Below are 16,016 nucleotides of genomic sequence, written 5' to 3'. Positions count from 1 at the left end.
TGCTAGGTGCTAGGTGCTAGGTGCTAGGTGCTAGGTGCTACAGAGTTGAACTTAAGCGTTGCCTATTGGCAACGCTTTTTTTATGCACGAGAGTACGAAATAAAAGCGCACCTACAACATACTTGTAGTTGTTATTAAAAAACTACTTTTTTACATGACATCGCTAACGGTTTTACTATCAACAAATTGTTCAAAACTGATGATCTTACCCTCTTTGAGTATCCATAAATGGGCGACTCTGGCCTTAAAAAATTTGCCTGTGGCTTTATTGGTTCCGCTATAGCTACCATAAGCAAACACCTTGTCGCCAGCAGCAACATAGTCTTCTACCGCAAAATTATAACCATTCCATTCACTGCCTAACCGTACAAATACATTTTTTTCAATTTCATCAAAGCCTTGGTAGGTTCCGGCATATGGAAAACCAGCGGCTTCCGTCCATTGTGTTTCGTTTGTTATATAACGCTTGAGGTTTTTACCGTTTTCTTCTGAGGTCTTACCTTCATAAGTACTTTTTACAATATCAAGATTGGTCATCGATTTAGTCTCCAGATTAAAACTATTGTAATGTTCTAATGACGATATTTTGGCAGTGGTACTGCATGCTTGAAGCATAGCCAAAGCCATTACTATCGTGATTACTCGCGGAATTCCCCCCATGAAATGAAGCCTGTACAAAGAGTTGAACAGACCTTTCAAACTGCAAGCAGCTTGAAAAGCCCTAAATAAATTTAAGCTGTAGTAATTAGCCCCAAGGCATCTCGCCCATAATAACTTTGGCACTTAACGCCAATACGCTATCGCCGCCAATATTTGGATAGCTTGCTTTCATTTTACTCATCAATTCACTTGAATTAGCTGAAGACTTGGCTGCAGCTTCAAAGTCTTGAATGTATTTGCGAGTAAAGTGCACCGCTTCAATAGTCAATGGCTTATCACCTAACATATGACCAGAGATCACAGTTTTAGGATGCAGCTGCTTAATAACATCAAGGGTTTTATACCAACTTTGACGTGATTCAGGTGTTTGCGTATCTGCTAAAAAAACATGCATGTTGTTAAATACCACAACACCACCCAACATAGTTTTAGTCGAAGGGATCCATACAAAAGTATGTTTTGGATCATGACCGTCAAGACCAACAATATTCACTTTTTCACCATCAACCAATAAGGTGTCGCCTTGCAATACTTCTGGCAAAACTAGTTTTTGCGGTGCGTTTTCTTTAAGAATTGGCCCCCAATAAGCCTTTTTAGGCGCCATTGACGCTTTAATATAATCTCGGGTTTTAGCAGTTGATAATACCTTAGCATCAGGATAGGCCTCGGTGATCACGTCTAAGCCAAAATAATAGTCAGGATCACCATGACTAATGTAAATAGTGGTTAATTTTTTACCTGATTTTTTAATCAACTCAACCACTGATTGTGCGTCATTACGCTGAAATTGCGCATCAACTAAAACCGCTTCGGTTGGACCGCTGATCAACACCGAACTAACTGGGAACGTGCTTTTTTGTTGTGGATTAAACACACTGGTTTCAAGTGTTGCACTAACCGCATTGGCAGATACTGCCATCATTGTAGCAAGCGTGCTTGCCTGAATTAATTTAGATAAAAATGTCATAGTAGCCTCTAAAATGTCGCTCATTTAGCGAGTAAATTGGGTGTTTTTAAACGTGTAAAATTATTGGTTAATCAATCGTATTAATTAATTGTTTTACATAAGCTAACCACTGCTGTGGCTGACCGTAATAACGCGAGTGGTCTAATTTAGTAAATGCGCCATCGCTGTGCTCAAACGCAAGTGTTGGAAACCCACTACCGCCAACTAAATTCAACATCTGCCGCGCTTTAATTATTTGCTGCTGCGTTTTTTCGCCACTAAAAAGGTCAAACGCATTTAAAAAAGCCCTAGAGCTAGCACCAAGTTGAGTGGCTATGTTAGCTAAATTAGCTATATCAGACTGAGAACGGCCAAGTACAAATTGATCAACTTGCATTCTATGCAGCATGGCAACAGTATTAAGACCTAAAGATCCACCAGCTAATAGCGCCGTGATCGGCGTATCTGAATCTAAAATTCGCTGCTTATCATCTAATAACGTTTCATAATAAGTTGGACTAAATACTTGCCCCGTTAAACTCGTGATCCTGTTATCCATGGCGATTATTTGCTGATGAAAATCAGCTGATAACTGACGTTTATTAGCCCCTGAAAATAAGCCGCCGCCATACAGCTTAATATCTATTGTTGTTAATTGAGTGAGCTCATCAATCAGCGGTGCGACGGCATAACACCAACCACACTGCGGATCCATAATGAAATGCAAGGTCTTCATTTTATTTTCCTGTCAGCAGTATTAAATTTATGAAACAAGTATAAATTGCAAATATGTTGCAATAAACATCACAACAGGCAATAGTTAATTGCATATATCGAACATATAGGAAATAAAATGGACAGGATCACCGCAGCTCAAGTCTTTGTTAGAATTGTCGAGCAAGGTAGTATGGTCAGCGCAGCGCATTCGTTAGATATGTCGCGCTCGATGGTAACTAGGTACTTAAGCGAAATGGAAAGTTGGGCGAATAGTCAGTTATTACATCGCTCTACGCGTAAACTCACGCTCACCGCCGCAGGTGAAAAAGCTTTTGTAAATTGTCTGTCGTTATTAGATTTAGCCAAACAAGTGTCTATCCCTTTAGAGCAAGATCATGTCGCACAACCTGAAGGGTCGATCCGTATTTCTTGCTCTCAATTTGTCGCCGCTAATTTATTGCCAGCAGTAATTGATCAGTTTTTAGATGAGTATCCCAAAGTACATATAGATATTCATATCAGTAACCAAGTAACTAATTTAGTTGAAGATAGAATCGATCTAGCAATACGTATTACCAACGACTTAGACCCCAATATCATTGCACGCCCGCTGGGTCGTTGCCGCTCAGTGTTATGCGCCACCGAAGATTACCTAAATCGTTTTGGTTACCCTGTTTACCCTGATGATTTGGCCAAACATAATTGCTTAATTTATTCTAATTTTGGAAAAAGTTTGTGGCATTTCAGCAAAGAAGAACTCGCGGTTGTTACTTCAGTCGCCGGCAACTTCAGTGCGAATGAATCAATGCTCTTACTTCAATCAGCACTCAAAGGACGCGGTATCTCTTTGCAACCTAAACATGCCGTACAACAGTTGATCAATGATAAAAAGCTGGTTCATGTGCTCCCCAACTATGAGCCAGCGTCCTTAGGTATTTACGCCATATACCGTTCTCGCAAACATCAATCTATCGCGATTAGAAAGTTACTCGAGCGCCTAATTGCGCATTTTGAAAAAACAGACACTTAAAAATATAAATAACTTAAAATTAATAAGCGCATAAATCAGCTAATGCTACTTAAACGCTCGTGGTATTGCTCAATCGTTTGATTCAAAAAGGTGAGCTCTGTTTTACTCAATTTTACATCTTGCAAATACTTTTTCGTCAATAACGTAGCTTTACACAGCTTATGCCAGCGTAGAATTATAGCTTTGTCATTAAGTCTATTTGCTTTTTATCATCAACTTAAGTGCTAAATGCGTGTGATTACTCATCACTGCATACGCACACACATCAATGCAACTACCTTACTTAGCCAATTCGAATAGTTTATCTTTTACCCAGCCTCTGCGGTGCTCGTAGGACTGACCTGTAAAACGGTCTTCACCGCATAAAACAGTACGGCGTACACACAGGGAAATACAATGACCAAATTTTAGGCTGAGTGTCTTGCTTATTGTTGAGTAAACAAAGACTTAGTAATTCAACTCTAGCGAATACCACTGAAGCGATAACCTCATTTACGCCACTAACCTTTGGTACTTATACTGCTTCGGTTAGTGTAACGGACTATGCAGGTAATACGGTTGTAAAGCAGATTTTAATTGCTGTTTCTATGCATGATGTTAGCTGGCTTGGCACTGTTAGCGGTCGTTTGGTTGATTCTTTAAGGCGCGGCCTCGCTAATGTCGCTCTCTTTTCAAGTGAAGCAATAACAGACAGTTTATATTTCTCTACGGATGATAATGGCTATTATCAAGCAGTAATAGGCGTAGGAGCAGAGAAGAAATTTAGCATTATGGGTTATAGCTCTCCATTTGCACTTGCTAACGTTGTGACAGATCAGCAGGTAACTGCCAACCACTTTATTATTGACTTAGGAACAAAAACAGCACTTATTAAGCAGAATGTCCGTATTGGTATAACTGCTTGTGAAGGATATAGTGGCCCTACTGAGCTTGAGCTTAGATTTAATGCATTAGATTCCTCGTTAGAGGGGGGTGAATTAGATCAGCGCGTCTATAGCTCTCAAACAATTACCATTGGCAAAACCAGTGAGTTTTCACTATTAGCACCTTTTTTATATCGTGTTGATACAGATGATTATCCTGTTACTTGGATAAAAAACACCGAAAAAGGAGATTATGATAGTAAGGAAGAATGGCAATTAGATTTACGTGCTAACTCAAATGATGTTGTTGAGCACACATTTGAAGTCTGTGACCAGCTCACCCCATAATGATTAAAGCTTGCTTGATAAACCTTTATCGAATTTTCAGCTTAGTTCGATTCAATTTATCTTAATAAGAAAAGCTTTTGTACTAGTACAGAAGCTTTTTTGTATAGTAAGTGTGGGTTATCTTTTAGTTGTTATAGTCTCAGTCAACTCTTTTAGAAAACATAAAAAATCAAACTAGACAGCCACTTTTATTGAGCAACCAAAACTGTGTTACCAAGCTTGCTCTTTTAGATTAAAAATCATCCCTTTTTATATCATCACTCACACAACGTTTTTAAATGAGTAGATATCACTGATTTTTAGTGAGACGTTCAAGCTCTATATCACCTAGATACACCAAGATTTTAGTATTGAATATCGCGAAGATAGCCCACCATTATCCGCTGATGAAACCTTTAAAATTAACAAAGGATCTTGTACTGACTTGTCTTAAATGCAAATTAATCTGCTGCGCCATTTTGGCATTGCCGTGCGTTTTGTCAGCGGCTATTTCTATTTTGATATGGAAACCCCTTCGATGAACTGCACGCTTGGCAGAGGTTTTTTACCTGGTACAGGTTGGTTAGGTTTTAACCCCAACCATGGTATTTTGACTGATAATACCCACTTTGCTGTCGCGTCCAGCGCCCCCCGAAAACACCATGCCTATTTATGGTGGTATACGGGGCAGCGCAACATCGCAATTAATCACCAACTTAAGTAAAGAAAAACGTCGATAACCTAAAGTCAGGCTAATGCTAAGGCGACAAAAAGGGTGCTGTTTGGCTGGCCTTTGACTTAGCGACATTGGCCGGTGGTCCTTGAGCAACAATATTCCCACCTTCATCGCCCGCACCAGGACCAATATCAATGACCCAGTCACTACGGCTCGCGACCTGCATATCGTGTTCAACCATGATTACGGTGTTACCTGCGTCTACCAGACCATTTAATTGCAACATCAACATAGCGACATCTGCGGGATGAAGGCCATTAGTGGGTTCATCGAGAATATATAAAGTGTCACCGCGTTGCGCTCGTTGCAACTCAGTAGCTAATTTTATCCGTTGCGCTTCACCGCCCGATAATTCGGTTGCAGGCTGACCAAGCCTTAAGTAGCCGAGCCCCACTTGCAACAAGGCATCCAAAGCGCGCGCTATTAAAGGCTCATCCATAAAAAATTCACGAGCAGTTTCGACGCTTAAATCAAGCACTTCAGCGATATTTTTATCTCGATAAGTAATATCAAGCGTTTCATCATTGTAACGCTGCCCTTGGCATACCTGACAAGGCGAATAAACACTAGGCAAAAACAACAATTCGACACTCACAAATCCTACACCTTCACAATTCGAACAACGCCCCTTAGCTACATTAAACGAAAAACGCCCTGCGTTATAGCGCCTCGCTTTTGCTTTGGGTGTGGCGGCGAATAGCTTACGTACATGATCAAACAAACCGGTGTAAGTGGCAAGGTTTGAGCGTGGTGTGCGGCCAATAGCTTTCTGATCCACGGTCACTAAACGTCGGATGTGCTGTATACCATCAACAATTTTACCGCTGGTGGCGATTTCTAATTCTTCCTCAAGTAAATCAGTCTCATCATTGGGTGCCTCGACGGTATTTTGCTGACCAAGGGCATCAGACACAAGCTCCACCAGCGCCTGACTGACTAAACTCGATTTTCCTGAACCCGATACACCGGTAACGCTAGTCATAAGCCCTAGCGGAAACTCAATGTCGATATTCTTCAGGTTGTTTCGCTTAACCTGAACTAATTTGAGCCAAGCATTCGGCTGTCTTGGTCTATGTGCTGCATTGTCATCTTTATTAAACACAAATCGACCAGTGTGAGACTCGGTTACCTCGCGCAAGCCCTCAAGCGGACCACTGTAAATAATTTCTCCGCCATGGGTTCCAGCATTGGGACCTACATCAACAATCCAATCTGCATGGCGAATAACGCTAACATCATGCTCTACCACAAATACTGAATTACCGGCTGCGATTAATTCATCTAAGGCACCTAGCAATGCTTGAGTATCAGCGGGATGCAGACCGGCTGAGGGTTCGTCTAATACGTAAACGACACCAAACAGTTGAGAGCGGATCTGCGTTGCAAGGCGCAGGCGCTGTAGTTCGCCCGGAGATAACGTGGGCGTGCCACGTTCTAGCGACAAATAGCCCAAACCAAGTCGAGTAAGCGCTTCAACACGAGTAAGAATATCGCTGGCGATACGCTGTGCGACGATGGCTTTTTCTCGATTAACGGTGTTATCAACGGGTTTGTTATTAGCTGTATCCTTTAACCGCAACGCCAACTCAGTCAGCGTCAATTGCGACAATTCACCAATATCAAGTCCAGCAAATTTAACCGACAGTGACGCTTGTTTGAGTTTTTTTCCCTGACATTCGGGGCATTGAGAAATCTGCATAAACTGCGACACCCGCTTTTTGGTGCGCGGGCTTTGCGTAGTAGAAAATGACTGCAAAATAAAACGCTTGGCGCTTGTATAGGTCCCCATGTAATTGGGCTTTTCCCCTTTATCAATTGCTTCTCGTATTTGGCTAATATTGTAGTCTCGATAAACCGGCACTTCAGGGGTTTCATCGGTAAACAAAATCCAATCCCGCGTTTTTTGTGGCAATTTTTTCCAGGGAGTATCAACTTCATAGCCCAATGCAATCAAAATACGCAATAAATTTTGCCCTTGCCATGCTGGCGGCCATGCCGCGATAGCGCGTTCCCTAATGGTCTTGCTATCATCTGGTACCAACGACTTCTCTGTCACTTCAAATACACGACCTATACCATGGCATCGCTCACAAGCGCCCTCTGGGGTATTTGGCGAGAAGGCGTCAGCGTAAAGTATATTTTGACCTGTTGGATATTGCCCTGCACGGGAATAAAGCATGCGCAAGCCATTAGAAATCGTGGTAACACTACCAACAGATGAACGCACCGATGGAGTTCCTCGCTGCTGTTGCAGTGCTACTGCTGGCGGTAACCCTTCAATTGAATCAACATCTGGCTCCTCTACTTGATCAATCAAGCGACGGGCATAAGGCGAAACAGAATCTAGGTAACGACGCTGAGATTCCGCAAACAAAGTGCCAAAGGCCAATGACGACTTTCCTGAGCCAGAAATACCAGTAAAAACCACCAAGGCATTACGGGGCAAATCAACATCGATGTTTTTTAAGTTGTGAACCCGTGCACCTCTAACTTGGATACATTCATCAGGCTCAATATGACTAGGTTTGTTTTTTTGTCGAACGATTGTTATCTCCTTTTTTGTAGCGTGTTGGCATAAAAAAACCACCTTACGATTTTATAGATATGGAGGTTGATGATAAATTAGCAAGGCTAAAATTATTCAGCAAAATTGATTGGAATGAATTTATTTTGGCAGGATAAGTCAGGCTTGACTCCTTACCTAATGAAAGAGCCATAACATCTCAAACCATCTCTTTATACATGCCACGGCTTTAAAACCCCGCTGACTCGCCATAGCCTTACCAATACGGCTGTTTTGCATGGACTTCGATGGGGTTGCAAACCTCGTCAGTCAGATCTAATATTTATCGGAGCGATACCAGCACTTCAGAATCACGATAATCCCTATGCCTATAATTCTCTGTGTACGCTTCACCAATCTTGTTCGTGTGGTGCAGTCTTCACAGCTGAAAAGCCATTGCTAATCCCGCACTCCGCCAAATGCGCAAAACTCAATACAGGTGGTTGGTTAAACCTTACCCGACAGGGTCTTACACTCTGTAAGATGGATCAAGCCTAGCCTGACGCACCAATATCGACATTAACGAGCTTAAAATAGTTTGTTAGAATTTTGAGGAACGAAGAAAATAAACTGTTTTAAGTCCCAGTTTAATTATTTGTTAGCCTTCCGATTCAATGAATGAATCAAGTTCTTTTAGTAATAATAGCTCTACGGTCTTTTTCTCCATTTTAGCCAACTCTTCTATACTGTAATCTTTGCCTATTTATTTAACTAAAATATAGCCTAAGTAATAACCTCTGCGATATGGCAAATTTGTCTCATCCTTTCTGAAATTGAAGAATGAAGAATATATTTCAGGGTTTTTGGAGTAAAACTTTCTCTTAAGATCAGTAAGCGAATAAAGCAGTCTAGAGCGGACATTTTTAATCATACTGTCAGGTATGTTTAGCATCAATTCATCATTACTCGCGGACGAATTCAACTGGTGTGACACATACGTTGCTAAGCCCTCAGTCCAAAGCGAGCACCAGAGTTCATCATTACATTGAAAAAAGTTTTCATGATAGACATGAAATAACTCATGATGAAAAAATGGGGTGTCATTATTCCAGTTATAGTATTTAGCCATTAGATCTACACCAAACATTAAGTAAGACTTACCCTTCAAATCACGTGTTGCACCATTAAACCTACCGAGCGAATGAAGTATATATATTGGTGTTTCAGATTTAAAATCTGCAAAAATAGCAATAAATGACTCCATGCTGCCATTTAAATCCTTAGATAGCTGATTGCTTTTTAATAAGTATACTTTTTCTATCTCACTGAAACTTTCAATGGATTTAACAAAGTTCTTATTACTATAAAAGGGTTCAAACTGAGTGGTAAAATATTGTGAAAACCGCTCTGCTCTCTTTTCAGGGGATAACTTTTTGCTTGACTGATATACAGAGTAAAAATCATCAGCAAGATTAATTATTTCGTAGGCACCTGGTTGGTCGTGGGCAAGTGTTTTAAATGACAATATCCCAAATACAAGTATTGTTAGTAGATGAATTTTAGAAAAATTTCGCATAATTCTGATAAATAATCTCAGTAAGGTTAACGAGCCTGCAAAATTACTCGTTTTTATTTTTATTGATGCATAAACCATAGCCAAGTTCCTATTTTGATTCAATCGACAACTGACTTTCACATAAAATATAAAACAGGATTTGCTGTTGCTTTAATTGGCGTTTTGAAAAGTGTTTGAGTGGCTTATTTGAGGTGATAAGGGCTTACCTTTATTAATGCGTCGTGTTTTACGCATGCTGATATTAGCCTTTAAAATAACCCTCATTTACTTCTCTTTCTCTGCTCTTTGTGCAAAAAACTTTTAATTGAATTATTCACAAATAGGTTAAGAGGCGCTGCGCTTTAAAGGAGTATAAGTAAATGCTGTGCTAATAACGTAAGGATTATTGCGCAGCGACCCTTATATGTATTTGCCATAAGCTACTTGCTTAACAGCCACATAGACAGACGAAGTAAACGAATTTGTTTATTGGTTTAGAATTGACCGTCACTGAATAAAAACGGTCAAATAAAACACTAGTGCCTATTGATAGAGTTAAGGCTCATATGTGTTATGTTTACTTTATAGACAGTGAAGTCATTATTCTCTTACCTATAGGTAACCACTCGTCAGCCTGTTCAGTGGTAGTATTAAATGCCGCTAATAAAAAACGCCCATCAACAGAAGTGCCGTACATAATGTTATGGATTTTGGTATCTATTGCGGGAGTGATTAATTCCATAACCATAAAGGTTTTACCATTTTGAACAATTACCTCATCTCTTAACCAAGTTGCTGACGGGTACATGCTATGAAACATTTTGGATATGGATTTGTGAGCATCTTTAACTTGTGATGGTTGCATTGCGTTGTTTGTGTGATTAAAGGCTAATGTTACACCTCCCGTTTTATCACTTAATACTTCACTAGGTCTTCTTGATGCCGGGTATTTTATTTCTAGAATATCAGAAGGCATTTTCCCAAAGTTTTGTGGGGCAAGAATTGACACTTTTCCACCAAGCGCTTCGATTTTTTTTAATTCTTCTGCCTGTGAATTACCAGTAATGATAAATAACATAAATACATATAATAATTTCATACTTCTCTCTTTGATATCAACATAGCCATCAAGCTACGAATGTAAACATAACGAGCCTGTAGAATAACTCGTTTTTAATTTATTTTTATTGATGCATTAACCATAGCTGAGTTCCTATTTTGATTCAATCGGTTACCTCGATTTTACGTAAAATATAAAAAGAGGACTAGGTGTTGTTTTAATTAGCATTTTGGAAGGGATTGCAGGTGTTTAAGTGGCTTATTTGCAGAGGTAGCAGCTTACCTTTATTAATGTATCGTGTTTTACAGCCTTTCTATATTATGAACTAAACAATACAGTTACCGCAGAATGAAGTGAAGGCATTCACTTCTATTTGTCCACGTAAGGTCAACTGCTCATGCTTTTACCAATAATGAAATCAGCCAGCTTGAATAGTGCCATGATGAGATTAACCGATGAATGTCTCGGCACTGTCTGACATCCAGCTTCGCTCTACCTTCTAAATCCATTTAGTAGTAGTGCCCCAGTTATCCCAAAAGGATATGGGAAAAACCTAGCTGCGATGAGGTCGCAATAATCGATTACTGCGTAACGCGCCTATATGTGTTTACCGTAAGCTACTTGCTTAACAGCCACATCAACAGACGAAGTAAACGAATTTGTTTATTGATTTAGAATTGACCGTCCATTTATAAAAACGGTCAAAAAGAATACTAGTGTCTATTGACAGAGTTAAGGCTCATATATGTTATGTTGCAGACGACAACAAGACAAAGAATAGCTTTATTAAAAGACCAGCGATTGACACAAAAACAAAGATTTTACCTAGCTTGGTGTAATACTCGCGTGCTTTTTTTAAACCTACATCTTTATCCTTGGCTCTCCAATAATATATTTTGGCTAAACCATAATCATTTTTTAATAATCTTTCTGTCGGTGCAAACCAAATATACAATCCGGCAATTCCAAAACCTAAAAGAGCGAGATAATCCATGAGATTTCCAATGCCAACATAACGCATTACTAATGGGCGTAAAATGCTTGGCTAAACTTAGCGACGAAGGAGCGCAAGCCAAGCGTTTTACGTCCTTTTGAGTAAATTGTTATATACCGTTATTTAGTTTTCGGACATGGTTTTTCTGATCCAATCACTATAAGTAGAAATTCTGACCTGGTAAGACTTTTTTCCGTAATGACCAGCCGCAAACTCTTCTAAATTTCCCTCAATATAGTCCCAGCTAAACAAGGCAACTAAATAGTTTTTTCCTTCAACGGCCATAATCAAAGGGCCACCGCTATCACCGGAACCGTCAATCCCTTCAAGGTCAAGAGCTTTTTCACCGGAGTCAAAAGTGATTGATAACCAATTAGTATGGGCTTCTTCAATTCTATTTTGCAGAAGTCTAAATTTTCCCTGAGTTCCTTGAATAGAACCAGTTATACCATTTCCCGTTGTCCCTCTGCCATACCCTGTTATTACTTGGTTGAGCTCTTTGTTTTCAGAATATATGTCAATGGGGGCGCTATCTGGTAAGTCAGAACTTAACTTTACTAAAGCAATATCGTGGGCAGTCATCATAAAGTCCATTAAATCAGAAGCGTCCCCACTTAACATGCTCTCAGGAATATCCGTTATACCGGGATGGATGATTACCTTTTCAACTTCAACTTCGTATTCGCCGATTTGTAGTGTTTTATCAATAATATTTGGTGGTAAAAGGTGTGCTACCGTCACGACCCAATTAGGAGCTATCAAAGCACCATGCCCGCCATCTGGCATATCGACGAAAAACGATGGTGTTTTTTCTAATTCATACTTGCTAGCTTGAACATCATGGCGAACGACTATCGCCAAACTATCGAAGGAAAATATTAGTATGCAGGCTAAGTATATATATTGAATGACTTTCATTTAATTTCCCTATTTATGTTTTTATTAGACTTGCGAAGAAGTTTATTCTTTGAGGTATATCGCCAAGCTCACCTGCAGTTTTAGCGTTGAGCAATTGTGTAAAATTGAGCTACGCGACATACACAATTGAGCGTAGCAAAAAATGTCAGGTGCAGCCTTTTGATAAGTGCTTTCACCACCATTTGGGATACTCTTTAAATGTATTAGCCAGCCCCTTCTTGACCCGTGGAGCCAACAACAATATGGAGTTGATATTTGCTGCGCTTGACGACATGCGCTCATCTCTAGGATTTATTTCTAATTCTGTGGATGCATCCGACCCACGTACTGCAAATAAGACATAATCACTCATATCTCTAAGTGTTGCTTCTTGAATCTGACTTAATTCTTTCTCAAACCGATCAAGTTCATCCGTTTCAATCCAGACATGAGGATAGTTAAATTTCATGCTTTGGGAAAGAGGGTTGTCATCCGGTTTGGTTTTAAGTTCTATTTCAATAGAAAATGCAATAGAACTAGTTCGCCCCTCAATCTCTAGTGGCTCAAGAGACAGCCTGAATCCATCATTTGTATATTCGATAGCACTCATATTTTTTAGCACTAAACGCCTGAATAATGTGTGAGCTAGTTTGGCAGTTTTATTGCGCTGTTTGCAACTAAAAATGACAAACTAAAGAGAATCACTATTTATTCTCTTATGTGGACTCCCATTTATCAACAACTATTTTAACTAAATATATTCGCTTTCTTATGTACGAGTTCTAAATGAGGCGCTACCTCGACTCCAAGATAATTTCGCGTGTTAGAGCACTCTTCTTGTTAACGAGCTTTTCGCTCTTGTGACTATACTGTGTCATCTAACATGTTATTAATTCAGCTAAAAATGATGATTGATTTTTTATAATAAAACAGCTTTATATTCTGTTTTATTATTGATTAAAGAAAAAGCGGTTCTAACCGTTTTATTGGCTAATGCGACAGCTGCACACTTTTTCCCTCGTCGTTCTATTAACGCTTTCAGCCAGCGTTCTTTACTTGTTTTTGGCTCTCGTTTAATAACTTGTTGGATCACAGCCATTGCACCTGTAATGAGTAAACTACGTAATGTTGTATTTCGACGTCGACTTATTTTACCTAAACTTACTTTACCACCTGAGCTATGTTGAGTCGGTGTCAAACCGATACAAGCAGCGGCATCTTTGCCTGCTTTAAACCTGGCTAATTCACCCGACGACAAATTAATAAAAAGATGAATAGCATTTAAGATCCCAACCCCTTCTAGTCGCATTAATTTTTTACAGCTTGGTGTTTCGTCAATCCATTTAGCCAATGCTAAATCATAGGCAGCAATTGCTTCAGTTAACGTTAAATATAAATCCAATGATACTTTAAGCATTTTTCTAAATGCATCACAAAACCCATTTTCGGCATTTTCTAATGCATCTTGAATAGTACCGACAAACTGACATATTGAGCGACCACTGCTTATATTAAATTCACGTAGTAAACCAGAGAGTTGATTTTTAAGCGCTACTTTTTGTTTAACACTGTGCTCTCTCAATTTAAGCATTGATTGCGCTTGCTGTTCATTAATTGATTTTGCAGTAATAAAGTGAACATCTGGTAACAACGATGCTTGTAAAACAGCCAAAGCATCATTTTTATCTGTTTTTTGACTTTGACGAACAGACATGACTAATCGTGCAGATATTAATAAGGAATTATGACCAAGTGAAGTTGCAAATTGATGCCAATAATTGGCACTCGCACAGGCTTCAAAAATAATCGTTGAAGGACTAAGCGACGCCAAGTACTCACTAAATTGTTGCAGTGTCATCTCATTATTTGAGTGCACTTTATTATTTGTAGAACTACAAACTTGTATTAATTTATGAGCTAAATCGACACCTATTCTTAACTTATTCATACTTGAACTCCGAAAATAATTTCTACTTCAGTGTAGAGGTTGGGAGTCCAATTATCTTGTTAAGTGTTCATTTATTGGTCTTTACTTTATTTTGTAACTTTGTTTTTTCTTTTGATTTAGCTTCAGTCACTCGAAAAGAAGAGTAATTAGATTCTGCTATTACATCGCCCACATTATCTCTTGCTTTAACTTTGAATTGATAAGAATTATTTATTGTAACCGTTACATCGTATTCTGTTTTTTGCTCAATAGTTCTATGATCAATGCTTGGTATACTCCACTTTCCAGAGTCTAAAACTTCAAGCGATATTACGTAGTCTTTTGCTCCGTCGACTTCTTCCCAGTCAATATAAACCTTACCATTAGTGGAAGTTACTTTACTTGTATCGACTGGCTTTATGATATTAATATCTGGTGTTGAGAATAATTTTTTGAATTTTGGAAAATAAATACTCTGGCTGAAGCCCCAATATAAGCCACTTACCACCAACATAATTAATACTCCAGTTTTAGACTCTGGTGAAACAGATTTAATCCAGGATAATATAGAACGCAACTTTCCAATTTCTTTTGGTTGCTCTTGTAAACCGTTTAAGGCTTTAGTCATTAGAGAAGTTAAACGAAATTCATCTTTTAATAACTTCCATGTTTCCAATGATGTAACACTATTTAAAAACAAAATTTCTGGTTCGAAGATTAATTCGTTTAGAAATACCAGCTCTTCCTTGCCAAGATTGTCGATATAACTTTCATTCAACAGTATTGATATAGCTATAGCATACTCAAATAAATTACACGTACCCAAAAACTTTTTATCAACTGAATTACTATTAACAAGGCTTTGTGGAATCCTATAGAAGACCCCCTGCCTATCTAATAAAATATGACTTTTATCTAACTGATGATTATGATTTTTATCGATAACTTTATTAACAATACTTTGGGTAGGCTCTAAATGCCTAGTGATAATTTCGACAGCTTTACTATCTGATATCCACTGATCATCTCCACCAAAAATCGTAGTTTTTACACATGGATATACTTTAGGTGATGATATTGGCTCATAACCAGTTATATTACCAGAAAGAACTAAACCACAAATATGCCTAACGAGTTCATAAGGATGCTTATGAGACGAGATATTCTGTAAATCGAATATTTCATCTATATTTGATTCAACAACAGTAGATAAATCAAAAGTTATTACTACTAAATCCTCACCAAAAAGTCGTATATTTGCGTTTAATCTTGCCCCTTCAGCATTTTCATAAGGAAATCTACGGCCTTTAAATCCAGTATTTTTTTTTATTTTGTTTAGAGCATTGTGGAATACATTTGTTGGATCTAGTACGGTCGGACAAAAATCATAAGATGAAAGCCCACCAATGCCCTTAATAAAGGAGTGACCAGTTCTCACATTGAAGAGTTTATTTGATTTTTTATATGTTTGTGTGGATTCTGGAAGCTTTACTGTGACTTTCCAAGAGAAGATACTTTTGTAAGACATTATATAGCCTCAAATTGGGTCGAGAGTGCGGGACTCGAACCCGCGTTCACTACATTGTAATGAAAGCCTCCTCGGCACTCCCGTAGAAGCATTTGATTTTACAGGCGATATAGAAAAAACTCAATAAATATATAGAACCGTCCTTGAACACTTAACGAGGCTGTAGAATAACTCGTTTTTAATTTATTTTTATTGATGCATTAACCATAGCCGAGTTCCTATTTTGATTCAATCGGTTACTTCGATTTTACGTAAAATATAAAAAGAGGATTT

General features: G+C 38.7%; 14 protein-coding genes and 1 pseudogene. 3 read left to right on the top strand and 12 right to left on the bottom strand.

All coding sequences use genetic code 11. The features are described from left to right. Positions 1-150: 150 nt before the first annotated feature. The 3 genes from H5162_RS20665 to H5162_RS20655 all read right to left on the bottom strand — a co-directional run bounded on the left by H5162_RS20665 (position 151) and on the right by H5162_RS20655 (position 2,342). Positions 151-537, bottom strand: a complete 387-nt coding sequence (locus H5162_RS20665; protein ID WP_149982971.1) for a nuclear transport factor 2 family protein — start codon at positions 535-537, stop codon at positions 151-153. Between the two features lie 208 nt (positions 538-745). Next, on the bottom strand, positions 746-1,627 hold the full coding sequence (locus tag H5162_RS20660) for an MBL fold metallo-hydrolase (protein ID WP_182731891.1): 882 nt from the start codon (positions 1,625-1,627) through the stop codon (positions 746-748). Between the two features lie 67 nt (positions 1,628-1,694). Continuing rightward, positions 1,695-2,342, bottom strand: a complete 648-nt coding sequence (locus H5162_RS20655; protein WP_182731890.1) for a DsbA family protein — start codon at positions 2,340-2,342, stop codon at positions 1,695-1,697. A 117-nt stretch (positions 2,343-2,459) separates the two neighbouring features. Here H5162_RS20655 and H5162_RS20650 point away from each other — a divergent pair, with 117 nt between their 5' ends. Continuing rightward, positions 2,460-3,353, top strand: a complete 894-nt coding sequence (locus H5162_RS20650; protein ID WP_145241538.1) for a LysR family transcriptional regulator — start codon at positions 2,460-2,462, stop codon at positions 3,351-3,353. 38 nt (positions 3,354-3,391) lie between these two features. On the opposite strand, the pseudogene H5162_RS21535 reads toward H5162_RS20650, so the two are convergent. Beyond that, positions 3,392-3,782: pseudogene (locus H5162_RS21535) on the bottom strand (transposase); the annotation flags it as partial. 2 nt (positions 3,783-3,784) lie between these two features. Between H5162_RS21535 and H5162_RS20645 the strand changes: the two are divergent. Both H5162_RS20645 and H5162_RS20640 read left to right on the top strand, forming a co-directional pair. Beyond that, on the top strand, positions 3,785-4,564 hold the full coding sequence (locus tag H5162_RS20645; protein ID WP_182779407.1) for a hypothetical protein: 780 nt from the start codon (positions 3,785-3,787) through the stop codon (positions 4,562-4,564). A 433-nt stretch (positions 4,565-4,997) separates the two neighbouring features. Further along, a complete protein-coding gene (locus H5162_RS20640; protein WP_145241534.1) occupies positions 4,998-5,267 on the top strand; it encodes a transglutaminase family protein in 270 nt (89 codons plus the stop codon). A gap of 34 nt (positions 5,268-5,301) precedes the next feature. Here H5162_RS20640 and H5162_RS20635 read toward each other — a convergent pair whose 3' ends face one another. From H5162_RS20635 to H5162_RS20600, 8 genes are all read right to left on the bottom strand, one after another. Continuing rightward, entirely contained in the window at positions 5,302-7,830 is a 2,529-nt protein-coding gene (locus tag H5162_RS20635) for an excinuclease ABC subunit UvrA (protein ID WP_182779408.1), read from the bottom strand. A gap of 715 nt (positions 7,831-8,545) precedes the next feature. Beyond that, on the bottom strand, positions 8,546-9,436 hold the full coding sequence (locus tag H5162_RS20630) for a hypothetical protein (RefSeq protein ID WP_182779406.1): 891 nt from the start codon (positions 9,434-9,436) through the stop codon (positions 8,546-8,548). Between the two features lie 478 nt (positions 9,437-9,914). Beyond that, positions 9,915-10,436, bottom strand: a complete 522-nt coding sequence (locus H5162_RS20625) for a hypothetical protein (RefSeq protein ID WP_145241529.1) — start codon at positions 10,434-10,436, stop codon at positions 9,915-9,917. Between the two features lie 709 nt (positions 10,437-11,145). Beyond that, positions 11,146-11,391: a hypothetical protein gene (locus H5162_RS20620; RefSeq protein WP_182779405.1), complete on the bottom strand. Its 246-nt coding sequence runs from the start codon at positions 11,389-11,391 to the stop codon at positions 11,146-11,148. 123 nt (positions 11,392-11,514) lie between these two features. Then, positions 11,515-12,309, bottom strand: coding sequence for a trypsin-like serine protease (locus H5162_RS20615; protein WP_182759720.1), 795 nt, complete (start codon positions 12,307-12,309; stop codon positions 11,515-11,517). A 172-nt stretch (positions 12,310-12,481) separates the two neighbouring features. Then, entirely contained in the window at positions 12,482-12,898 is a 417-nt protein-coding gene (locus H5162_RS20610) for a hypothetical protein (protein WP_145241528.1), read from the bottom strand. A 309-nt stretch (positions 12,899-13,207) separates the two neighbouring features. Beyond that, positions 13,208-14,236, bottom strand: a complete 1,029-nt coding sequence (locus H5162_RS20605) for an IS110 family transposase (RefSeq protein ID WP_182779404.1) — start codon at positions 14,234-14,236, stop codon at positions 13,208-13,210. 67 nt (positions 14,237-14,303) lie between these two features. Next, on the bottom strand, positions 14,304-15,743 hold the full coding sequence (locus H5162_RS20600) for a hypothetical protein (RefSeq protein WP_182779403.1): 1,440 nt from the start codon (positions 15,741-15,743) through the stop codon (positions 14,304-14,306). Between the last annotated feature and the right edge of the window lie 273 nt (positions 15,744-16,016).

Origin of the sequence: Pseudoalteromonas sp. SR41-8 (genome assembly GCF_014163915.1) — a bacterium.
Lineage (GTDB): Bacteria > Pseudomonadota > Gammaproteobacteria > Enterobacterales > Alteromonadaceae > Pseudoalteromonas > Pseudoalteromonas rhizosphaerae.
This window is presented reverse-complemented; position numbering and strand designations above follow the sequence as displayed.